General features: G+C 68.1%; 18 protein-coding genes. 8 read left to right on the forward strand and 10 right to left on the reverse strand.

The window, feature by feature from the left end:
- The first annotated feature begins 42 nt into the window (after window positions 1–42).
- Window positions 43–228, forward strand: coding sequence for a hypothetical protein (locus AB0M15_RS13335; protein WP_363817218.1), 186 nt, complete (start codon window positions 43–45; stop codon window positions 226–228).
- Between the two features lie 278 nt (window positions 229–506).
- Here the strand turns inward: AB0M15_RS13335 and AB0M15_RS13340 are convergent, their stop codons facing one another.
- From AB0M15_RS13340 to AB0M15_RS13355, 4 genes are all read right to left on the reverse strand, one after another.
- A complete protein-coding gene (locus AB0M15_RS13340) occupies window positions 507–2,189 on the reverse strand; it encodes a ubiquinol-cytochrome c reductase cytochrome b subunit (protein ID WP_363817220.1) in 1,683 nt (560 codons plus the stop codon).
- Window positions 2,186–3,241 (reverse strand): Rieske 2Fe-2S domain-containing protein, encoded by a 1,056-nt coding sequence (locus tag AB0M15_RS13345; RefSeq protein WP_363817222.1) that lies wholly within the window; start codon window positions 3,239–3,241, stop codon window positions 2,186–2,188. The genes AB0M15_RS13340 and AB0M15_RS13345 overlap by 4 nt, the downstream gene beginning before the upstream one ends.
- A gap of 72 nt (window positions 3,242–3,313) precedes the next feature.
- A complete protein-coding gene (locus AB0M15_RS13350; RefSeq protein WP_363817225.1) occupies window positions 3,314–4,180 on the reverse strand; it encodes a c-type cytochrome in 867 nt (288 codons plus the stop codon).
- Window positions 4,177–4,839 (reverse strand): heme-copper oxidase subunit III, encoded by a 663-nt coding sequence (locus AB0M15_RS13355; RefSeq protein WP_363817228.1) that lies wholly within the window; start codon window positions 4,837–4,839, stop codon window positions 4,177–4,179. The genes AB0M15_RS13350 and AB0M15_RS13355 overlap by 4 nt, the downstream gene beginning before the upstream one ends.
- A gap of 82 nt (window positions 4,840–4,921) precedes the next feature.
- On the opposite strand from AB0M15_RS13355, the gene AB0M15_RS13360 reads away from it, so the two are divergent.
- Genes AB0M15_RS13360 through trpD form a run of 3 tightly spaced genes read left to right on the forward strand, consistent with a single transcriptional unit; the run spans window position 4,922 to window position 7,409 of the window.
- A complete protein-coding gene (locus AB0M15_RS13360) occupies window positions 4,922–5,839 on the forward strand; it encodes a cytochrome c oxidase assembly protein (RefSeq protein WP_363817231.1) in 918 nt (305 codons plus the stop codon).
- 57 nt (window positions 5,840–5,896) lie between these two features.
- Entirely contained in the window at window positions 5,897–6,313 is a 417-nt protein-coding gene (locus tag AB0M15_RS13365; protein ID WP_363817234.1) for a hypothetical protein, read from the forward strand.
- Between the two features lie 10 nt (window positions 6,314–6,323).
- Complete coding sequence (trpD, locus tag AB0M15_RS13370) at window positions 6,324–7,409, forward strand: anthranilate phosphoribosyltransferase (RefSeq protein ID WP_363817236.1); 1,086 nt, start codon at window positions 6,324–6,326, stop codon at window positions 7,407–7,409.
- Between the two features lie 61 nt (window positions 7,410–7,470).
- Here trpD and AB0M15_RS13375 read toward each other — a convergent pair whose 3' ends face one another.
- The 5 genes from AB0M15_RS13375 to AB0M15_RS13395 all read right to left on the reverse strand — a co-directional run bounded on the left by AB0M15_RS13375 (window position 7,471) and on the right by AB0M15_RS13395 (window position 15,672).
- Window positions 7,471–8,130: a hypothetical protein gene (locus tag AB0M15_RS13375; protein WP_363817239.1), complete on the reverse strand. Its 660-nt coding sequence runs from the start codon at window positions 8,128–8,130 to the stop codon at window positions 7,471–7,473.
- 1,696 nt (window positions 8,131–9,826) lie between these two features.
- Window positions 9,827–12,955: a DUF2510 domain-containing protein gene (locus AB0M15_RS13380; protein ID WP_363817242.1), complete on the reverse strand. Its 3,129-nt coding sequence runs from the start codon at window positions 12,953–12,955 to the stop codon at window positions 9,827–9,829.
- Window positions 12,956–13,023: 68 nt separating this feature from the next.
- Window positions 13,024–13,311 carry an Lrp/AsnC ligand binding domain-containing protein gene (locus AB0M15_RS13385; RefSeq protein WP_343980764.1) on the reverse strand — a complete coding sequence of 96 codons (288 nt, stop codon included), beginning with the start codon at window positions 13,309–13,311 and terminating at the stop codon, window positions 13,024–13,026.
- 67 nt (window positions 13,312–13,378) lie between these two features.
- Window positions 13,379–13,831, reverse strand: a complete 453-nt coding sequence (locus tag AB0M15_RS13390) for a hypothetical protein (RefSeq protein WP_363817245.1) — start codon at window positions 13,829–13,831, stop codon at window positions 13,379–13,381.
- Between the two features lie 74 nt (window positions 13,832–13,905).
- Window positions 13,906–15,672, reverse strand: coding sequence for a DEDD exonuclease domain-containing protein (locus tag AB0M15_RS13395; protein ID WP_363817247.1), 1,767 nt, complete (start codon window positions 15,670–15,672; stop codon window positions 13,906–13,908).
- Between the two features lie 269 nt (window positions 15,673–15,941).
- Here AB0M15_RS13395 and AB0M15_RS13400 point away from each other — a divergent pair, with 269 nt between their 5' ends.
- The 3 genes from AB0M15_RS13400 (at window position 15,942) to AB0M15_RS13410 (ending at window position 17,956) form a co-directional block, all read left to right on the forward strand.
- Window positions 15,942–17,195 carry an NYN domain-containing protein gene (locus AB0M15_RS13400; RefSeq protein ID WP_363817250.1) on the forward strand — a complete coding sequence of 418 codons (1,254 nt, stop codon included), beginning with the start codon at window positions 15,942–15,944 and terminating at the stop codon, window positions 17,193–17,195.
- Window positions 17,196–17,345: 150 nt separating this feature from the next.
- Window positions 17,346–17,591 (forward strand): hypothetical protein, encoded by a 246-nt coding sequence (locus AB0M15_RS13405; RefSeq protein ID WP_363817252.1) that lies wholly within the window; start codon window positions 17,346–17,348, stop codon window positions 17,589–17,591.
- An 80-nt stretch (window positions 17,592–17,671) separates the two neighbouring features.
- Window positions 17,672–17,956 carry a helix-turn-helix transcriptional regulator gene (locus tag AB0M15_RS13410; RefSeq protein ID WP_363817255.1) on the forward strand — a complete coding sequence of 95 codons (285 nt, stop codon included), beginning with the start codon at window positions 17,672–17,674 and terminating at the stop codon, window positions 17,954–17,956.
- Between the two features lie 49 nt (window positions 17,957–18,005).
- On the opposite strand, the gene AB0M15_RS13415 is transcribed toward AB0M15_RS13410, so the two are convergent.
- The gene (locus AB0M15_RS13415) at window positions 18,006–20,261 is read right to left on the reverse strand and encodes a tetratricopeptide repeat protein (protein WP_363817258.1); all 2,256 of its coding nucleotides are present in this window, start codon (window positions 20,259–20,261) and stop codon (window positions 18,006–18,008) included.
- A 266-nt stretch (window positions 20,262–20,527) separates the two neighbouring features.
- Here AB0M15_RS13415 and AB0M15_RS13420 point away from each other — a divergent pair, with 266 nt between their 5' ends.
- Window positions 20,528–21,598 carry an NlpC/P60 family protein gene (locus tag AB0M15_RS13420; RefSeq protein WP_363817260.1) on the forward strand — a complete coding sequence of 357 codons (1,071 nt, stop codon included), beginning with the start codon at window positions 20,528–20,530 and terminating at the stop codon, window positions 21,596–21,598.
- Window positions 21,599–21,673 lie beyond the last annotated feature (75 nt).

Below are 21,673 nucleotides of genomic sequence, written 5' to 3' on the forward strand. Positions count from 1 at the left end.
GTTGTGCTGGTAGACGGTCCCACCGCACGAGGGGCCGAGATCGTGGACGAAGAGGCCGAAGCCATAGCCGAGCGTTCCGTACGTGGTGCGCATCTGCGCCAGCAGTGGCTCAGGCACGAGCTGCCCACCCAGAACTGCCCGTCGGTCGGCGGCTTGGCGTCGTCGCCCAACCTCCGTACGCCGGCACTGCCGACCCAGTCACCGTCCTGGTCATGCACCCGTAGCTGAATCCCGCTGAACCCGGCGTCCACCACGGCCTGGAGCTCCGGACGGTCCGTGCCGGCAGGCTAGTGCGGATGATGCCGCAGACGGGCTTGTACGGGCCGCTGCCGCCCCTGGAGCCGCCAACCCGGCCAGGAGTCCAGCCGCCGGCCCAGCCGTCGCTATCCGCCGCAAGAACCTGCTCTGTGATCTCTTCATGCCGCCCACGATCACGAACCGCCCTGACACCCGGAGACACAGAAAAGCCCCGGCCGAAGCCGGGGCTTTCTGGATGGAGCTGGTGATCAGTGGCGCGTGACCTCGTGGGCAGTGCCCTCGTCGAGCTCCACCGTGCCGGTCGCGCCCTCTACCGCCTCGTGCTCGTCGTGGTGACCGTGCGCGTGGGCTTCCTCGATCTCGGCGGCCGTCGGCTTCTGGACCGCGTCGGCGAAGTAGAACTTCGACAACCGGGCCCGGACCTTGTTGAGCGCCCGCTTCGGAGCCCGTACGCCGTTGTCGTCCGTCTCCGGGCCGATGTCCAGCGGGAGCAGCCGCTCGCGGGCGGTGAGCTCGTACGCCTCGTAGTTCGAGATCGGGGTGTGCTTCTCGTAGTACGAGCCCTCGGGTGTCCGGACGATGATGCCGGACTCGAGGCCGTGCAGCAGCCGGTCGTTGTCGGCGCGCTGGAGCGAGATCGCGATCCGCCGGGTGGCCCAGAACGCGAGCACCGGGCCGAGGAAGACCGCGAACCGCAGGAACCAGGTCACGTTGTTGAGCGAGACCCCGAAGTGGGTGGCGATCAGGTCGTTGCCACCGCCGATCCAGAGCAGGCCGTAGAACGTGATGAACGCGGCGCCGATCCCGGTCCGGGTCGGCATGTTGCGCGGCCGGTCCAGCAGGTGGTGTTCGCGCTTGTCGCCGGTGATCCAGCCTTCGATGAACGGATACAGGGCGACCAGGGTGACGAACGCCGGCGGGATGATCAGCGCCGGTATCAGCAGGTTCCAGCTGAGCGTGATGCCCCAGAAATGGGACTCGAATCCCGGCATCAGCCGCACGGAGCCCTCCAGCCAGCCCATGTACCAGTCGGGCTGGGAGCCTGCGGTCACCTCGGCCGGGTTGTACGGACCGTACAGCCAGACCGGGTTGATCTGCAGCAGCGCGCCCATCAGGGCGGTGATGCCGAAGACGACGAAGAAGAAGCCGCCGGCCTTGGCCATGTAGACCGGCATCAGCGGGTAGCCGACGACGTTCTTCTCGGTCCGGCCAGGACCTGGGTACTGCGTGTGCTTGTGGTAGACGACCAGGAACAGGTGGGCCGTCACGAGGGCGAGGATCAGGCCCGGGATCAGCAGCACGTGCACGGTGAAGAACCGGGAGACGAACTCGTCGCCGGGGAACTCGCCACCGAAGATGAAGAAGGTCAGGTACGAGCCGATGATCGGCGACGCCTGGATCATGCCCTGGGTGATCCGCAGACCGGTACCGGACAGCAGATCGTCCGGCAGGCCGTACCCGATGAAGCCCTCGATGATGCCTAGGAACAGCATCCCGAAGCCGATCACCCAGTTCAGCTCACGCGGCTTGCGGAACGCGCCGGTGAAGAAGATGCGGAGCAGGTGGACCATCATCGAGGCGACGAACAGAACCGCCGCCCAGTGGTGGATCTGCCGCATCAGCAGACCGCCGCGGATGTCGAACGAGATGTCCAGGGTGGAGGCGTAGGCCTCCGACATGTGCAGGCCCTTGAGCAGGCTGTACGAACCCTGGTACGTGACGTCGGCCATCGACGGCTTGAACCAGAAGGTCAGGAAGACACCGGTCAGCAGCAGGATGATGAAGCTGTAGAGCGCGATCTCGCCGAGCATGAAGGACCAGTGGTCGGGGAAGACCTTGCGCAGGTTCTTCTTGCCGATCTTCCCGATGCCCAGCCGGTCGTCGACCCACTTGACCGGAGGCGGAAAGTCTTTGTCAGACACGGTTGTCACCCTCGTTCCCAGAAGCTCGCGCCGACCGGCTCGTTGAAGCCGCTCTGCGCGACGAGATAGCCCTCTGAATCCACGGCCAATGGTAGCTGCGGCAGCGGGCGGGCGGCGGGGCCGAAGACGACCTTGGCGCCGTCGGCCAGGTCGAACGTCGACTGGTGGCACGGGCAGAGCACGTGGTGCGTGGTCTGCTCGTACAGGGAGATCGGGCAGCCCACGTGGGTGCAGATCTTGGAGTAGCACAGGATGCCGTCGATGCCCCAGTTCTCCCGGCCGGCCGGCGTCCGGATCTCCTCCGGCTTGATCCGGACCACGATCACGGCGGCCTTGGCCTTCTCGTTCTGGTACTCGACCGCGCTCTCCTCCTCGATCGGAGCGAGGTTGGCCGGCGCCGCGTTGACCAGCTGGCCGACGATCAGGTCGGACGGCTTGATCGGGCGGAGCGTGACGTCATTGACGACCCGGATGCCCTTGGCCCAGATGGTCGTGTAGAGGTTACGGCCGGGCAGCGGGCCCAGGTCGCGCAGGAACACGATGGCCGGCAGCCCGAGCAGGCCCATCGAGGCGAGCAGCGACCGGCGGATCAGCTTGCGCCGGGTGAAGCCCGACTCGGCGGTGCCGACCTGGAAGGCCTCCATGATCTCGGCCTTCTGCTGCGGCGTGGAGTGCGCGTCGTGCCGGTCCTCGGCGATCTCGGTGTCGACCATCAGCTTCTTGGCCCACTGGATCGCGCCGGCGCCGATCAGGAACAGTCCCACGCCGAGGCAGAGGCCGAGGGTGAGGTTGTTCGCGTTGCCCGACAGCGGCCCGAACTGCAGCGTCGAGTCGCGCGGGATCGCGAAGTACGCGACGCAGGAACCCAGGAAGAGCAGTCCGGCCAGGCCGAACATCGTCGAGACCTGACGCTCGACCCGGTCGGCCGCCTTCGGGTCGACGTCGGTGATGCGCAGTTCGTGCGGCTCGATACCCGGGTCCGGGATCGGCTCTGCCAGGACGACCTGGCTGTCGTGCCCCTCCCCGCTCACCGCGGGGAGGTTGGCCTTTTCGTCACTCATTGCGTCCTCGCTTCGCTCCGGGCGCAAATGAGCGAACACTGCTCTGCTTGATGATGATCTCGCTTCGCTCGTTCATTCGGCCTTCACTCCCTTGGCCTTGACGCCCTTGGCGCCGATCCAGACCGCCACGCCGACCAGCAGGCCGATACCGACCAGCCAGCCCCACAGACCCTCGGAGACCGGGCCGAGCCGGCCGAGACCGAAGCCACCCGGGTCCTTCTGCTCCTGCAGCGCCTTCAGGTACGCGATCACGTCACGCTTGTCGTCCGGCTGCAGGACCTGGTCGGAGAAGACCGGCATCTGCTGCGGGCCGGTCAGCATGGCCTCGTAGATGTGCTTGGGGTCGACGTTCATCAGCGACGGGGCGTAGCGGCCGTTCGGCAGCGCGCCGCCCTTGCCGGCGAAGTTGTGGCACGCCGTGCAGTTGGTCCGGAACAGCTCGCCACCGCGGGTGACCTGCTCGTCGGTGACCTTGCTGATGTCGTACGACTCCTCGGCCGGTACCGCCGGGCCGGGGGCGAGGCTGGCGACGTACGCCGCGAGCGCCTCGATCTCGGCCGGGGTGTACGCCGGGGTCTTGCGCGGGATCTGCGCGCCGGGCTGCATCGCGGGCATCCGGCCGGTACCGACCTGGAAGTCGACCGCGGCCGCGCCGACACCGATCAGCGAGGGTCCGGCGAACTTGCCCTCACCGTTGCCACCGCCTTCGGCGTTCAGACCGTGGCAGCTCGCACAGCCGACCGCGAAGAGCTTCTTGCCCTCTTCGATCTGCTGGGACTGGGCCGAGTTGTCCGCCACCGCGTTGTCAGGGGCGAACGCGGCGTACGCGGAGCCCACCGCCAGGAGGCCGAACAGGAGCACGACGAGGCCGGCTGACCGGTGCCGTCGTCGCGCGGAGAGGAAGCGCGCCGGTGACAAGGAAAGTCTCTTCTCACTCATTTGAGCAGGTAGATGGTCGCGAACAGGGCGATCCAGACCACGTCGACGAAGTGCCAGTAGTAGGACACGACGATCGCCGAGACGGCCTGTTCGTGGGTGAACTTACGAGCCATGTACGTCCTGGCGAGGACGAACACGAAAGCGATGAGACCGCCGGTCACGTGCAGGCCGTGGAACCCGGTGGTCAGGTAGAAGACCGATCCGTACGGCGACGACGAGATCGTCACGCCCTCGTGGACCAGCTTCGCGTACTCCGTCACCTGGCCGGCGATGAACACCGCGCCCATCAGGTAGGTGAGGATGAACCACTCGCGCATGCCCCAGGAGCGCACGTTGGCGACCGAGCCGGTCCGGCCGACCTTGCCGTGCTCGGCGGCGAACACGCCCAGCTGGCAGGTCACCGACGACAGCACCAGGATCGTCGTGTTCACGGCCGCGAACGGGACGTTCAGCATCGCGGTGGAGGTGTCCCACAGCGATGCCACCCCCTGTGCCGCGGCAGCGGTCGTCACCGACCGGATCGTGAAGTACGCCGCGAACAGGGCGGCGAAGAACATCAGTTCGCTCGAGAGCCAGACGATCGTGCCGACACTGACCATGCTGGGACGGTCGTGGTGTCCGTGTTCACGAGACGCTGGGAGCGCGGTTGCAGTGGCCACGGCGTCATTATGTCGGTCGAGGTATCCGACGGCACGCCCACCCCCATGCATGTCGCCCACTTGTTGTTTCTACTGTTGACAGGTGCTTCCCCTCCATGCCGGACCAGGCGACCAGATCGAGCCGTTCACCGCGCTCCGGCTGCTGACCGCCTGGACCTTCGAGCCGGTGCTACTCAGCGTGATCGTGGTCGTCGGCGCCCTCTATCTGTACGGCGTCCACCGGCTCAAGGCCCGCGGCGACAAGTGGTCGAAGGGCCGGACGTTCTCCTTCGTCGGCCTCGGTCTCGGCAGCGCCGTGATCGCCACCCAGTCGGCGCTGGGCACGTACGACACGGTGCTGATCAGCGTGCACATGGCTCAGCACATGATCCTGTCGATGCTCACCCCGCTGGCGATGGCGCTCGGCGCGCCGGTGACGCTTGCCCTGCGCACCCTTCCGCAGCGGCCCCGCGGATGGTTGCTCTCCGTATTGCATTCCCACGTCGCCAAGGTGCTCTGCTTCCCCCTCGTGGGCTTCGTCCTGTTCGTCCTGAGCCCCTGGGCGCTCTACTTCAGCGGCTGGTACGACGCGACGCTGCGGTCGACCGGCCTGCACGACCTCCTGCACGTCCACTTCATCGTTGTCGGTTCGTTGTTCTTCTGGCCGCTGCTGGGCCTCGATCCGGTCCCCGGCCGGGTGATCTACCCGTTCCGGCTGCTGCTGACGTTCCTGACGCTGCCGTTCCACGCGTTCCTGGGGATCACGATCATGTCCGCGAACAAACTGATCGCGGAGGACTGGTACACGAGCTTCGGCCGCTCCTGGCCGCCGTCGCCGCTGCGCGACCAGTACATCGCCGGCGGTCTGCTGTGGGGCTCCGGCGACATCGTCGGGCTGGTCTTCTTCGGGGTGTTGTTCGTCCAGTGGGTACGCCAGTCCCAGCGTGAGGCCAAGCGTGAGGACCGCCGGTTGGACCGGTTGGAGGAACAGGCCCGCAGAGCCGACCAGGCTCCCCGGTAGCATTCCCCGTGTTCGATATGGGTCCGTTGGTAACAGACGACAGCTTGGGATGAATCGATGAGTTCAGAGCGTCCGCTGAAGGTGCTGGTCTACAGCGACGACCGCAGCGCCCGGGAGTCCGTCCGGCTGTCCCTGGGCAAGCGGCCCGCCGCTGATCTGCCCGAGCTCGAGTACTTCGAGTGCGCGACCGAGCCGGCCGTGATCAAGCTGATGGACAAGGGCGGCATCGACCTGGCCATCCTCGACGGCGAGTCGGTTCCCGCCGGTGGGATGGGGATCGCCCGCCAGCTCAAGGACGAGATCTTCCAGTGCCCGCCGATCCTGGTGCTGATCGGCCGCCCACAGGACGCGTGGCTGGCGACCTGGTCGCGTGCGGAGGCTGCCGTCTCGCACCCGATCGACCCGGTCCGGCTGGCCGAGGCGACCGCCGGGCTCCTCCGGGAGCGGGTCGCCAAGCTGCCCGCGACCACCTGATCCCGGCGCCGTGTCCGCCCCGCAGGATTCCCCCGCCGGTACTACGCCTGGCGGGCGTGCGCTGACCTGGCCGCAGGTGCTCAACCCGTTGCTGCGGCACGAGGACCTCGACGCTTCCGCGACCGCATGGGCGATGGAGCAGATCCTGTCCGGCTCGGCTACACCGGCCCAGCTGGCCGGGTTCGTGATCGCGTTGCGCTCCAAGGGCGAGACGGTGAGCGAGGTTGAGGGCATGGTCGCCACGATGCGCGAGTTCGCTACGCGCATCGACGTACCGGGGCGAACGCTCGATGTCGTCGGTACCGGCGGTGATCAAGCCCACACTGTGAACATCTCCACGATGTCGGCGATCGTCGCGGCCGGTGCCGGGGCGAAGATCCTGAAGCATGGCAACCGGGCGGCGTCGTCGGCTTGTGGGTCGGCGGATGTGCTCGAGGAGCTGGGGATCCCGCTCGATCTGACCGCTGCGCAGGTTGAGGCCGTGGGGGAGCGGGCGGGGATCACGTTCTGCTTCGCTCCGGCCTTCCACCCGGCGCTGCGGCATGCGTCGGTACCGCGTCGTGAGCTCGGGGTGCCGACGACCTTCAACATCCTTGGGCCGTTGGCCAACCCGGGTAATCCGTCGGCGCAGGCCGTCGGTGTGGGGGACGGGCGGGTTGCCGGGCTGATGGCCGGCGTGCTGGCGCGGCGGGGGATCGACGCGTTGGTGTTCCATGGCGATGACGGGCTCGATGAGCTGACCACGCGGACGACGTCGCAGGTGTGGGCGGTCGGGCGTGGAGTCGTTGAGGGACCGGAGACGTTGGATCCACGTGAACTCGGGATCGCGCCGGCGCCGATCGAGGCGTTGCGGGGTGCTGATGCGACGTACAACGCGAAGGTCGCGCGGGCCTTGTTCGATGGCGAGACGGGGCCGGTGCGGGACGTCGTACTGCTGAACGCCGGGGCGGCGTTGGCGGCGCATGAGGGAAGTACCGGTCCGTTGGTGGCGCGGATCCGCTCGGGGATGGACCGCGCGGCCGAGGCGATCGACTCCGGCGAGGCGAAGAACGTGCTCGATCGCTGGATCGACGCCTGCGCTTCTGTCCGTTCCTGATCTGTCTTCTTGAAGGAGCCCGCCGACCCGTTCTTCTTGGGTCGGCGGGCTCCTTCGGTCTTCAGCCGCCGATCTTGATCTCCTGCACCTTGGCGCGCCAGATCGGGATCCAGGTCGGCGTGCTGCCGGCGATGTCCGCGATCACGAAGTCGGCGGTACCGTCGCCGCGGTCGATCACCGCGGCCATGATGTTGGAGTAGGTCTCCTTCAGCTTCGGCACCTTCACCTCCACCTTGATGGTCAGCTCATGACCGGGATGCCCGTCGACCGTGATCGGCGTGTGGGTCGCCTTGCCGATCAGCTTCACGTTCGGGTCGTACAGCTTGACGATCGCCGCACTGGCCGCCTGGACGGTCGCTTCCTTCAGACCTGCCGGCGTACTCGTGAACTTGATCTTCGGGTTGAGCCCACCGAAGGCGACGTAGTTGCCCCATCTCGCGTTCTTGCCGTCGTACTTGTCGTGCACGGTGAGCCAGGTCGCCGCCCCACCGAGCAGCCCGACGGTCTCGCCACTCCCGTTGTCCTCCCACGCAGACCCCATCAACGGCATGGTGTCCTTGTTGAAGGCAACGATGTTGGACCCGAGCACCCGCCCCTCTGGCGGAGGCGGCGTCGTGGGAATCGCCGACGGACTGACGGTAACCAGCGGCTCCTTCTTGGCCGAAGGCAAGGAAACCGGCGAGACCGCATCAGCCTTGTCCCAAATCCAGTTGACACTCACCCCGGTCACCACGAGGGCTCCCACAACCAGTCCCACAACCCCGATCAACCGCCCGTTCCGTCCACCACCTCCACCACGCTGACCATCAACAATCCCGTACCCCTCATCCCCACCCACCGGCGAACCACTGGCCCCCGGCAACCGCGGCCCCACAGCCGAACCACCCGCCGGCGGCCCGCCCGCTGGGGGCCCACCGAACGGTGCCTCCTGCCCAGCCCCCATAGCCTGCGCCTGCCAACCACCCGGCCCGTCCGCCGCCGGTCCCACAGGTCCCTGCGGCCGGTACGGACCCTGCGGACCGTACGGCTCCTGCGGACCCACTGATCCCCGCGGCCCGTACGGCCCCTGCGGACCTACCGGCCCACCCTGCTGCCCTGGCTGACCGTGCGCGACATACCCACCCTGCCCCGGCTGACCGGCCGGTCCGTACGCCGCCGGAGGCCGCCCCGACTCAGAAGCCGGCCGAACCTGCGAAGCCGAAGCTCCCGGCTCCCCAAACCATTGCCTCTGCTGCTGCCCTTGACCGGTCCCACCCGACTGCGGCGAACCAGCTTGTCCCATACCGACCTGAGGCTGACCGACCTGGCCTGTACCCGGCCGAGGCGAACCTCCTTGCCCGGCACCTGCCTGACCCGTACCTGGCTGAGGCGCACCTGATCGCGGCTGGCCACCGGCGGGCGGTGTTCCTGGACCCATACCTGCCGGAGCTCCAGCGGCACCCTGACCTACCGGCCCAGCCGGATAACCGCCGTAAGCCTCACCAACCGAGCGTCCGCCGTAAGCGGCCTGGTCTCCCGGGAACGAGTCCTGCGGAGCCGTCCGCTGCCCCGGAACCACACGCTGCGCCTGCGGCGGAGCCGCCTGTTGCCCGGGGAGCGGGTGCTGCGCCTGCGGCGAAGCGGTCTGTTGTCCAGGGAGCGGCCGCTGTGCGTGCGGCGAAGCGGTCTGTTGTCCAGGGAGCGGCTGCTGTGCGTGCGGCGAAGCGGTCTGTTGTCCAGGGAGCGGCTGCTGCGCTTGCATCGGAGAGGTCTGCTGGCCCTGGGGTTGGTGCTGTGCTTGCGGCGGAGCCGTCTGTTGGCGCGGGTATGGCGCCTGCGGCGAAGCGGTCTGCTGTTCCGGGTATGGGTGTTGCGTCTGCGGCGGAGCTGGTTGGTGATGGGGGGTGCTCGGGGTCGGGGTGGTGGGTGGCGCTGCCGCCGTACGGGCCTGTGGGTGTGGCTGGGTTGGCGCCGGTGCGCGGCGTGGTTGTGGGGGTGGTGGGGCAGGTGCGCGGGACTGGCCTAGTAGCGGGTCCGCCGCCTCCAGTCCGTCTGGACCACCGGCCGACAACACATCTGGACCAGCCGACGACAACGGGCCCGAACCACCGGACGACAACGGGGCTTGGTCAGTACCGGCACGGTGATCGGGGTGTCGAAGGCGGTCGTGGCCGTCGGCGGAGGGCGAGTGGTCTGGGGCGGTGGGTGAAGGTTCTGCGCCGGCGAACCAGTAGTCCGTGGGGGACGGGTCGTGTGGGGGGATGGCCGGGTCGCCCGGCGATGGCGCGGTGCCCTGGGACGGGCGAGGGCTGGTGAGATCCGCCGACGGTGGGGTGGTGCGGTCAGCCGGGCGGGCTGCCGACGGCAGGGTGCGGTCGTCGGCAGGGGGTGGGGGCGGCGGGGCGCTGTGGCGGGCAGGGGGGCGGGGTGGTTCGTTTTCAGCCAACGTTGATTCCCTTGTAGACCTGGCTCTCGGCGGTCCTCAGATCCGGCCGGTTGGTGGGGATGTCACTGATGTAGGCGACCGCGGTGCCGTCGCCGAGGTCGAAGACCGCGACCGTCAGCAGGAGTACCGACTTGACCTTGGGTGACTTCGCCGTGACGGTCTGCTGGTAGTACCAGCCCGCCTTGTCCGAACGCTTGATCGCGCCGTTTCCGACGGCCTTGTACGTGACCGGGATGTCGCCGTAGTTCCAGGTATGTACCTGTCCGAGCAGTACCGCCGCCGTCGCCTTCGGGTCGCCGCTGAACGGCGTCTTGTTGCCGAGCTTGCCGACGAACATGTCCGCGTACCAGTCGTTGCTGCCGTCGAAGTCCGCCTGCAGCGTGACGTACTGGCCGCTGGAGTTCAGCAACTGCGGGATCAGCCGCTTGCGATCGGACCAGCCGTTGCCCTGGCGCGGGAACGAGATCGCGTCGGAGGTGATCCGGTTGCCCTCGTGAAGCTTGGGGTTCTTCGACTGCCCCGGGGTGCCGCCGGCGTTCGTCGGCGCGCTGCCGGTGGGCGGCGGGGTCGGGTCGGCGCCGTTCTTGTCGCCCTGGTTGGTGATCAGGAAGATCGCCGCCACCACAAGCAGCACCACCGAGATAGCCCCGCCCACAATCAACGGCGTCCTACCCCCGCCACCTCCACCGCTGCCTTTGCCCTTACGTTTCCCCTCCTCCGGAGGCCCATCATCCCCCTGCCAAGGCGAGGCTTCCCCCTGCTGCCCTGCAGCTCCCCACGGACCACCACCCTGCTGCTCGGTAGCCACCGAGTTACCCCACTGGTCAGTACTAACCTGCTGCGCCGCAGAACTACCCCACTGCCCCGCCTCAGCTTCCTGCACACCGCCAGTTCCCCAACCATCACCTGCTGGCGCCACAGATCCACCCCACCCACCCTGCTGCGCCCCAGCCTCGCCCCAGCCACCGGAACCGCCTTGCTGTGCACCGGACTGGCCCCAACTGCCGGCGTCGCCTTGCTGCGTACCGGACTCGCCCCAACCTGCAGCGCCGTTCTCCTGTGCTGCGGAAGATCCCCAACCCGCAGCGCCTGTCTGCCGCGCTCCCGAAGAACCCGAGCCGTCTGCACCGGCCATCTGCGTGCTGGGGGAACCCCAGCCGTTCGTACCTGCCTGCTGCGCGCTGGAGGAGGCAGAGCCGTCAGCCTGAGCCTCTTGCGCTCCGGAGGAACCCCAGCCGTTGGTGCTTGCTGGCTGGGTGCCTGATGCAGCCGGACTCTCGGTACCGCCGGCCAGCGGGTCAACGGAACCCCACCCGTTGTCACCGGCCTGCTGGGCGTCGGAACCCCAGCCGCCTGCACCGGTCTGCTGTCCACCGGAGCCCCAGCCCTCCGTACCAGTCTGCTGGACGCCTGAGCCCGCGCCGGTTTGCTGTGGGCCAGTGCCCCAGCCCTCGGTGGCCGAGTTCAGGGTGCTGGGGGAGTTCCAGCCGCCGGCTGCTGCTTGTTGTGTGCCGGATGCGCCTGCGTCGCTTGTGTTGCTGTCGGCCGCGCCTTCAGCGTCTGCCTGAGGTGAGCTGGATGCGCCCCAGCCATCGGCACCAGCCTGCTGGCCATCAGCCTGGCTCCAAGGACCAGCACCGGTCTGCTGGTTGCCGGCTTGGCTCCACCCGCCAGCATTGGCCTGCTGACCATCGGATTGGTTCCAGCCGCCAGCGTTGGCCTGCTGACCGTTGGCCTGGTTCCAGTCGGCAGCGTTGGAGTGCTGGCTGCCGGATTGGTTCCAGCCGCCGGTGCCGTTCTGCTGGGGGGTGGTTTGGTGGTTGGCGGGCTGTTGGCCGGTGGAGGTTTGGTTGGAGGCGGCCAGGTCGTCGCCGGCAGCCCATGGGTTGGCGGCAGTTTGCTCGTCGGCCGGCTGAGCAGGCTGCGACCAGCCGTCGGCTGGCGTCTGGTCGTTGGGGGCCTGTACGGCCTGGGACCAGCCGTCGGTTGTGCTTTGAGGTGCCTGGCCCCATGCACCTTCACCTTGGGGGCCGCGGTCCTCGGGATCGGCCTGCGTGGTTTCTGAGTTGCCCCGTTGGTTCCAGGGGATGACCGGGGTCGTCTGGGCGTCGCCTTGTTGGGGCCACGCGTTGGCCTGGGTTGCTTCGGTGTCGGTGGACTGCGCGGCCCAGGTGTTGGTGGTGAATTCCTGGGTGGTGTCTGTGTCTGGGGTTGGTACCGGGTCCTTGGGCGTCGGGGCGACGGTGGGGGGCTCGGTCCAGTTGGTGGCGGACCAGGACTGGGGTTCGGGGTCGGGAGTTGGTGCCGGCTCCGGGGTGGAGGTGTTGGGGGCCAGCTTGAGGGTCCAGCCGGTTTGGGGGGTGGGGTCGGCCTCGAACTGTTCCTGGGTGATGGGTTCCGCGTTGTCCGGTACCGGGCGCTGGGTCCAGTGGTTCGCGGCGTCCGGGAGCTCGACGGGGGCCATCCACGTCGACTTCGCCTTCTCCGCCGGAGTCAGCGCCGCAGCCGAGCCACTCACAGCAGCATCCGAAGCAACCGCATCTGTACCACCGGAAGCGGCCTCGGTAGTGGCAGGCCAGAAGCCGGTCGCGCCGGACGTCGAGGGCGCGACACCGGATCCGGAACTCGTGTCGCCAGAGACCGGGGCTGTACCACCCGACGTGGCGGCGGGGCCACCGGACGTGGAGGCGGCGGCGCCGGACGTCGATGCGGTGCTGCTCGACGCGGAGGTGGTGCCGCCGGAGGCCGGAGCCGTGCCACCCGATGTGGGGGCGGCGGCTCCGGAGGCGGAGGCGGTGCCATCCGACGTCGAGGCGATGCTGCTGGACGTGGCGGGGGTGGCGCCGGGCGTTGAGGGGGTGCTGCCTGACGGGGAAGCGGTGCCGCCGGAGGTGGAGGTGGTGCTGCCTGACGGGGAGGTTGTGGGGTCAGGGGTGGCTGGTGAAGGTGAGGCGTTGGTGGTTGCCGACGGGGTGGATGCGGCCGGGGCGTCCGTTGAAGCCGCGTCGGGGGCGGGGGCTTCTTGGTCGGTGCGGTTGGTCCATTGCGTCCCGTTCCACCAGCGGATGGTGTTGGGCTGTCCGGTGGGGTCCGGATACCAGCCGGCGGGAGGGTTGCTCATGCGTTCACCGTAACTTCAGCGCGTGTCAGTCAGACCGTGGAATTCTGCCCTCGAAAAAGCAGGGAACCTCAGAAACCGGATTCCTCGCCGAGGCTGAAGGCGGCCTCGAGGTCGTGGGTCGAGTACGCCCGGAACGCGATGTGCGTCTCCGTGCTCAGTACGCCGGGCACCCGGTTGACGTGGTCGGGGATGACGGAGGCGAGGTCGTCGTGGTGGGCGACCCGGATCATCGCGATCAGGTCGAGCCCGCCGGTCACGGAGTACACCTCGCTGACGCCCTCGATCGCGGCCACCTGCTCGGCGACCTCCGGGATGCGTGCGACGTCGGCCTTGATGAACACGATCGCGGTGACCATGTCGTCCTCTCCTCGAAACCAGCCCCCTACCGCGCTGAAGCATAGTGCCCGGCCCTCCCGGGCCGGTTCAGAACTTGGGGAACCGCGGAGCCGCCAGCACCCGGTAGTTGTACGTCCGTCCGCCGGCGTGGTCGATCAGCACCTGGAACCCCGCCTCCCGGAGCACCTCGCACAGCGCCCGGACGATGATCTCCGAGGCGTTCACCACGTACGAGAACAGCCCGCTCGTCACGTCCTGGGTCAGCACTTTCTCGACGTACTCCGGGCTGCCGGTGACCGGCGGATCCCAGTCGATCGTCACCCCGAACGGTTCGACCGTGTTCACCCAGACGTGCGCGCCCGGCGGCAGCCCCTGCGGATCACCACCCGGTACTACGGAAGCCGCGAACCCCATCCGCTCCAGTTCCCGCCGCACCTCCTCGGCCAGCTTCTGCCAACTCTCGATCGCGTCGTCGGGCGCCCGATAGCCGGGACCACCGTGCCGGTGCGAGGGCGTGAAGAACTGGAACGGATCAGTCACCCCCCAACTTTGCCATGACGCACCGATCGACCATCCGCCCAATCGATGCGTGGACAGCTCTGCAGGGGGTGGGGTCAGCGGGCGGTGGGGCTGAGCGGGCGCATCCGGCGGCGGCGCTCGCTCGGGTGGTGATGAGCCTCGGAGTGAGAGTTGTCCAGACGGGCCACGTGGCGCCCGGCGCCGCTGATCGGGCAGGTCCAGGTGCCGTCCATCTCGACCAGCCGGATGCCGGGGGAGTCGAGCCAGCGCAGTACCAGCTCGATCTCTTCCGGCGAGGCTGACGCGACGGGCCCGATGCCCGGCAGGACGGTTTCGGCTGAGGCTCGGAGCATGTCGAGGTACTTGCGGGGATCCGTGCCCCGCGGGCTGATCCCGGCCGCCGCCAACCGGCCGCGCCGGATCACATGCAGCTCCCAGCCGCCGTCCTCGGTACGCCGGGCCGCGCAGATCTCCGCACAGCTGGTGACGGAGGCCATCCGCTGCATCTTCGCGCTGCTCCGGACGAAAGCACTCAACCGATCCCGCTGCACGGCAGCATCCTCAAACCGTTCATCTGCCGACAACACATCGATCCGCCGATCGAGCGCAGCAACCACCGGCGCCGGATCATCCGTCAGCGCCGCCCTCAACCCGGTCACGAACGGCGCATACGACTCGACCGAGATCCGCCCGTCGCAAGGCGCGACACACCGGCCCATTTCGGCCAGCACACAAGGCGAACCGGCGGGCGACCGCGACATCCGGTCCGTGCACTGGCGAATGGGAAACGCCTCATGCAGCGCCGCCATCGCCCGCTCGGCCGTCTTCCGCGAGCTGAACGGCCCGAGATACCCCGCGTCGTCATCCCGCACCTGCTTCACCAGCGACAGCCGCGGGAACGGCTCGACCGTCACCTTCAGCCAGTGCTGCCGCTCGGGAAACTTGGAGCGCCGGTTGTACCGCGGTTTGTGCTCCGCGATCAGCCGCAACTCGCGCACCTCGGCCTCGAGCGCAGTACCGCACTCGATCCCGCGTACGCCGGAAGCGATCCCGATCATCTCGCCGATCCGGGTCCGTTGCTCCGACGCCGTGAAGTACGACCGGACCCGGTTGCGCAGATCCTTCGACTTGCCGACATACAGGACCTCGCCACGGTCGTCCGTGAACAGGTACACGCCAGGTGCATGCGGCAACGACTCGGCCAGATGCCGCTTCGCCCGTACTTGCGGCGCCACCCGTGAGGAGAACGTCTGCAGATCCTCCAGCGTCTGCACACCGAGCGACCCGACCCGCTCGAACAACCCGTGCAGTACGTCGACGGTCGCGCGCGCATCGGACAACGCACGGTGGTTCGGGGTGACCGTTGTCCTGAACAACTTCGCGAGCGTGCCTAGCTTGCAGTTCGGCGTCTCGTCCGGCGTCAGCACTCGCCGGGCAAGTTGCGCGGTGTCGACGACGGCGAAGTCGGGCCAGTCGTAGCCGTGCACCTGGGTGTCGTGTTTGAGGAAGCCGACGTCGAAGGGCGCGTTGTGTGCGACCAGCACGCAGCCCCGCGCGAACTCCAGGAAGGCAGGCAGTACCGACTCGATCCGCGGGGACGACGCGACCATCCGGTCGGTGATCCCGGTCAGTACGGCGATGAACGGCGGAATCGGCTCGGCCGGATTGACCAGGGTCTGGAACTCCGCGACCAGCTCGCCGGCCCGGACCTTGACCGCGCCGATCTCGGTGATGCCCGACTCGCCCGGCGCCCCACCGGTCGTCTCCAGGTCGACGACGCAGAAGGTGACGTCGCGCAACGGCGTACCGAGGTCGTCGAAGCTCGGCTGGACGCCGCGGATCGGCGAGCTTTGACTGCTCATGCCGAAGACGCTAGAAGCCGCCACCGACATTCCGTCCCGGGACACGCCACTTCGGTGCACCGTCAGCGACAAACAGCGTGGCTGACGGGGGCGAACCGACTACGCTCTAGTCATGCGTACACAAGCGATCACCGCGATTCCGGGCCGCGTGCCCGGTCGTTGTGGTCTGCATCACTGGCTGTGCCAGGGGGCCGTTCCGACCGGACTGCGGACCGGTGGCTGAGGCAGGCACCGCCGCGAGCTCCGCTGCCACCACCTTGTCAGAACCCGTGCGGCAACGGGTTCTGACCCTGGCCGCCCAGGCGTTGGGGCAGATGCCCGCGACAGACATCCCGGCTCCGCTGCGGCGGTTCGCCAGTTTCGCGCCCGGCAAGCGCGCGAAGCTCTCGGCGTCCGTACTCGGCCCGATCCTCGAGACCGACGACCACTTCCGCAAACTGGTCGCTTTCGAGGTACGCCGCAACCATCCCGAACTGGGCGATGCGGTCGCCGACGGACTCGCAGTACCGGCCGCTGAGCCGACCGAGGTCGCGGCGCTCGCCTATCTGCTCAGGCCGGACGACTGGGAGCAGCGGGTCGCCGAGGCGGCCCAGTTGCCGCCGGAGAAGCCCGGTGTCGACGAGGACGCCGTCACGCGCCTGCACGACCAGCTCGACCAGGCCCGGACCGAGACCCGCCAGGTGCGCGAACGCCTGCGCGAGCAGGTCACCGAGTTGAAGGCCGAGAACGTCACCCTGCGCCGCAAGCTCAACGATGCGCGCCAGCGGATCGCCGGCCTGCAAACCGATCTCGAACTGCGCACGACCGAGGCGACGACCGCTGACCAACGGGTCGAGGCGGCCCGCGCCGAGGTGGAGCGAGAGGTGCGCAAACTCCGGGCCCGGGTCACCGAACTCGAAGCGGTCGAGCACGCGGCCCGCCGTACTGCGGGACAGGAAAAGGAACTGGCCTCGACCAGAACCCGCCTGCTGCTGGACACCTTGGTCGAAGCAGCGGGAGGACTCCGTCGCGAACTGACCCTGCCGCCCGGGGGAAACCTCCGCCCGGCTGACACCGTGGCCGGCATCGAGCCCACGACCGCGCCCGTCGGCCGTACTGCGCCCGACGACGACCCAGCGCTCTTCGACGAGCTGCTCGCGCTGCCGCAGGTGCACCTGATCATCGACGGCTACAACGTCACCAAGACCGCCTGGCCGAGCACCCCGCTGCACTCCCAGCGCCAGCGTCTCGTCACCGCGCTGGGCGCCCTGGTCGCGCAGCGGCGGATCGAGGTCACGGTGGTCTTCGACGGCGCCGAGCTGTCCGGACCGGTGCAGCTGAATCCACCGCGCGGCGTCCGGGTGCGGTTCAGTCCGGCCGGGGTGATCGCCGACGAGGTGATCCGCCAACTGGTCCGCGCCGAACCGCCGGGCCGGCCGGTCGTGGTCGTCTCGACCGACCGCGAACTTGCCGAGAGCACCGTCACGATGGGCGCCCGGGCACTGTCCGCGACCACCCTCATCAACCGGATCGCCCGCGGCTAAGTCCCCCCGTACGAGGCCTGCCCGTACCGGTCCCGTACCTGCCCGGTGGCCGCTTCCTCTGAGTGCTTCGCGGAAAACTGTCGGTGGGTGTCTTTAGCGTCCTTCTCAGCCGGATGCAAGTCCGGGTGCTTCCCCACCTTGGAGGACGTTGTGCTGATCGACTGCGACGCGTGTGCGATGAGAGGTCCTGGCTGCCAGGACTGCGTGGTCAGCGTGGTGCTCGGCATGCCACCCGAGCAGACCTCACTACGCATCGACGACGAAGAACTCGCCGCCCTGGACGCCCTGGCCCAATCCGGCCTGGTCCCACCCCTACGACTGGTGCACGCCGTCAGCAGCATCGAGTTGCCGGTCGACGGCCAGTCGGGTCCGCAGGCATCCGCGGATACCGCCTGACTGCCTGGAAACTGCCGGTCAACCGCCTGTCATCGGTCGGTGACGCTGGATAGCGTCAGATCAACTACTGGGGAGAAGTGATGTCGATGGAGCAGTTGGTCTTGGCTGGGCAGAGAGATGACCACATTCCGGCAGGGGTGTGCCAGGTCTATGAGCTCGGTGTGCTGGACCGCCCACCGGCCTTGAGTCACCGCCAGCTCGCAATCGGCGAGCTGATGGCCACCGGTGCCAAGGACACCGCCATCGCACGACAGCTGGGCGTCTCGGTGCGCACCGTCCGATCTGAGATCAGCGCGTTGATCGCCGCACTCGGTGCCACGTCGCGCTTCCAGGCAGGCTGCCTGCTGGTACGCCGCTTCGGCTGAGATCGGCTGAGATCGGCTGAGATCGGCTGAGATCGGCTGAGATCGGCTGTCAGGGGACGGTGCCGGCAGCGAGCAGCGCATCCAGGTCTGCTTGCAGGTCAGCCTGCAGGCGCTTGTCGCCGAGTTGCTCGGCAGCTTCGAGAGCAGCCAGGAAGACCGCTCTCGCTTCGGCCGGCCGGTTCAGCGCGACAAGTGTCTGCGCGATGTTTCCGCGAGCCTCGGCGAGTCCGATGAGATTGTCGTTCTGCTCGGCAACGGCGGCACTTTGGCGGAACCGGTCGAGGGCGGGCTCGAGCTGTCCGTCGGCCTGCAGGATCAGGGCCAGTGCATTGATGGACCCACCGATGACGTCGGCCGCGCCGAGCGCCTCACCCATCGGCAGGGCCTTCTCGAAGAGAGCCCGGGCGTCGTCGAAGTTCTCTGCCCACAGGTGGGCATAGGCCGTGTTGAAGACGGCGAGCATCGCGCCGTACGGGTCCTGGTCTTCTGCTGCGAGTCGCTCGCACTCTGCGAAGTGCTCTACGGCCGCTGCATAGTCGGCCCGGTGCATCGCAAGAATGCCCAGCGCTGTCAGCGCCCGGGCAAGCGGAAAGCGGTGATCGCCTTCACGGGCGATGAGGGCAGCGGTTTCCTGGTACTTCGTTGCCTCGTCGATCCGGCCGAGTTCGAGATAGGCGATTCCCATCCCGGACAGCAGGATGCCCTCATGCTCCCGGTCACCGATCCGGCGCGCGACCTCCAGCGCTGTCTCGTGAGTGGCCAACCAGACCGGCCAGTGTTTCCGGAGATGGAAGAAGTCGATCATGCTGGTCGGCAGCTGGATCGCGGGCGCCGAAAGGTTCGCGGCGGCGGCCACCTCGACGGCATCGGCGATGGCGGGCAGCTCATCGGTACTCCACCGCAGGGCGGCGTCCGCAGTGGCGAACTCCTCGACGATCACGCCGTCGAGTGCCGGATCGATGGGGGACCGGACCCGGGTCGGCCGCAGTTGCCGGTTGGCCTCGTCCGCGGACTGCAGGTAGTAGTCGAGCACCCGCCTCAGGACAGCTTCGTCCACGGCTGCGCAGCGCTGGGCAAACAGCTTGACGAGGTCGTGCAGCGCGAAACGGCCGTCAGCGCGGCTTTGCACCAGATTGAGCGCGACCAAGCGCTGGAGTCGTTGATCGGCGAGTTCGGCGGAGATCGCCGTCAGCGACGCCGCGGCATTGGTGCGGAAGACGCTGCCGGGCAGCAGGCCCAACCGGCCGAAGAACTCCTTGAGATGACCGGGCAGCCGGGCGAAGGAGAGTTCGAAGGCCGGCAGCACCGACGACGTCGGGTCACCGGGCAACGAGAGGCGTTCCAACCGGTCAGCGGAGCCCAGTTCGTCGGCTGCCTGCCGGAGGGTTCGGTAGTCACCGAGCGAGATACTGGCTCCGGCAACCCGCAGGGCCAACGGAAGGCGGCCACAGAGCGAGATGATCTCGGCCGCGGCCGTACGGTCCTCGTCCACCCGGGTGTTGCCGAGGACCGTACGGAGAAGCTCGCCCGCCTCGGACTCCGTCATCGCATCGAGGAGCAGGGGATGAGCGCCTTCCCGCACCATCAAACCGGGAAGGCGTTCTCGGCTGGTGACGATCGTCGCGCAACTGGGGGAGCCGGGAAGTAGGGGCCGGACCTGGTCAGCCGTCGCCGCGTTGTCGAGAATGACGAGCAACCGGCGACCGGCCACCACAGACCGGTACAAGGTTGCGCGTTCTTCCAGCGTCGGCGGCTGGTCGGCCGGTTTGATCTCCAATGCGGTGAGGATCCGCCCCAGCGCCTCGGCCGGGTCGAGCGGCTCCTGGTCAGGCGTGAAGCCGCGCAGATCGACGTACAAGCGGCCGTCGGGGAAATGACCGGCAGCCCCATGGGCCCAGTGGATGGCGAGTGCGGTCTTGCCGCTGCCACCGATGGCCGAGATCGTCACGATCCGGGTCGATGGTCGCTCGGAGATCAGCAGATCCAGATCGCGGAGTTCGGCGAACCGGCCGGTGAAGTGCTTGTCGTCCAACGGAAGCTGGTCGAGCTGGCGGACCGGAGGGGGCATGGCGGGCGGTTCCGGAGTTTCGTCGACGATCAGGCCCAGTAGTTGCCGGGTCTCGTCGGCGGACAGCTCGAGTGCGCTCGCGATCAGCCGGATCGACTTGGCCCGTGGCTTCTTGACCCGGCCCAACTCCAGATCGCGTAAGGACCGTTCCGACAGTGATGACCTGTCGGCGAGTTCTTCCTGGGTCAATCCTGAGCGCTGGCGCAGTGCTTTGATCCGCCGGCCGATCTCGCTCATCCCACCCCCGCCGCTGATCTGTCCGTGTCGGGCACAGTCTAGTGATCGCAAAGCAAAGGCTTTCCGGACGTTAAGTTTGGATCAAACCAGAGGGGCGGATTGCACCGGTCACGAATCGGTTACTACTGTTACCTCTCGTTGCCTCACAGTGTCGGTCGACCAGGCCGAACGGGCAGCGAAGATGTAGCCGAGGGTGACCGGCCGGTCGTTGTGACCTGGCGGGTTGACGGGGACGGCGTCGAGCAGAGGAAGGGACCGACCGGGCTGTGTCCATCGGCCGCACGAAGCGCTTCAAGGGAATTGCCCTCGCCGCCATCACCTCCACCGCCGTCGTAGCGGGAGTGATCTTCATCCAGACGGGGGCGGACGCAGATCCGAAACCGACCCTGGAGCAGGCGAAGGCCCAGGTAGCGGCGCTGCAGACCAAGGCAGCTGACATCGGCGAGGCGGCCAACGACCTTCGCGGCCAGATCACCGCCGCGCAGATCCGGGTCAAGGCACTGCAGGCCGGGATCGCCAAGCAGCAGGTGCAGGTCGACGCGGTCAAGAGGCAGATCGGCTCCCTCGCGGTCGCCGGGTACCAGACCTCCGGGATGACGACGACGGCGCAGTTGCTGCTGTCGACGAACCCCGACCAGTTCCTCAGCCAGGCCTCCACCGCGCAGGCGTTCGCCGGCCAGCAGAACTCGGCGCTCCGCCGGTTCCAGGCTGCCCAGGGCAAGCTCACCGACCTGCAGGCCAGTGAGCAGAGCGAGCTCGCCGCGCTGCAGGCCGTGCAGTCGCAGCAGGACGGTCTGAAGAAGCAGGTGCAGGCCAACCTGGACGCCGCCGAGAAGGTGCTGGGCAAGCTCAGCGACGCCGAGCGCGACCGCCTTAAGCAGGAAGCCGACAAGGAAGCCGAGAAGGCCCGCGACGCGCGCCCGACCCGCGACGGCGACCGGACCTCCGACGACCCCGACAGCGACGTGCCGGTGCCGGTCAACGGCCGCGCGGGTGTCGCCGTCCAGGCGGCGCTGGCCCAGCAGGGTGACAGCTACGTCTGGGGCGCTGACGGCCCGAGCTCCTTCGACTGCTCCGGCCTGACGATGTATGCCTGGGGCAAGGCCGGCGTCTCGCTCTCGCACTCGTCCAAGGCGCAGTACAGCGAAGGCCGCCACATCAGCCGCAGTGACCTCAAGCCCGGCGACCTGGTCTTCTACGGCAGCCCGTCGATCCACCACGTGGGGATGTACATCGGCAACGGCCGGATGGTGCACGCGCCGAACCCGGGCAAGCCGGTCAAGACCGACGACCTCGACTACATGAGCGGCTACGTCGGCGCGGTCCGCCCGGGCTGAGCCCAGTCACGACATGCACTACGGCTCCGGGGACAGTAGCCCCCGGAGCCGCCCTCGTTTGTTCACCGCCACCTC

It is taken from the genome of Kribbella sp. NPDC051718 (assembly GCF_040681515.1).
Classification (GTDB): Bacteria; Actinomycetota; Actinomycetes; order Propionibacteriales; family Kribbellaceae; genus Kribbella.

Bases quoted from the DNA above. Each gene is read 5' to 3' on its own strand.
- AB0M15_RS13345 (WP_363817222.1), bottom strand. From the start codon at position 3,241: ATGAGTGACGAAAAGGCCAACCTCCCCGCGGTGAGCGGGGAGGGGCAC.
- AB0M15_RS13350 (WP_363817225.1), bottom strand. From the start codon at position 4,180: ATGAGTGAGAAGAGACTTTCCTTGTCACCGGCGCGCTTCCTCTCCGCG.
- AB0M15_RS13365 (WP_363817234.1), top strand. From the start codon at position 5,897: ATGAGTTCAGAGCGTCCGCTGAAGGTGCTGGTCTACAGCGACGACCGC.
- AB0M15_RS13380 (WP_363817242.1), bottom strand. From the start codon at position 12,955: ATGAGCAACCCTCCCGCCGGCTGGTATCCGGACCCCACCGGACAGCCC.
- AB0M15_RS13385 (WP_343980764.1), bottom strand. From the start codon at position 13,311: ATGGTCACCGCGATCGTGTTCATCAAGGCCGACGTCGCACGCATCCCG.
- AB0M15_RS13395 (WP_363817247.1), bottom strand. From the start codon at position 15,672: ATGAGCAGTCAAAGCTCGCCGATCCGCGGCGTCCAGCCGAGCTTCGAC.
- AB0M15_RS13410 (WP_363817255.1), top strand. From the start codon at position 17,672: ATGTCGATGGAGCAGTTGGTCTTGGCTGGGCAGAGAGATGACCACATT.
- AB0M15_RS13415 (WP_363817258.1), bottom strand. From the start codon at position 20,261: ATGAGCGAGATCGGCCGGCGGATCAAAGCACTGCGCCAGCGCTCAGGA.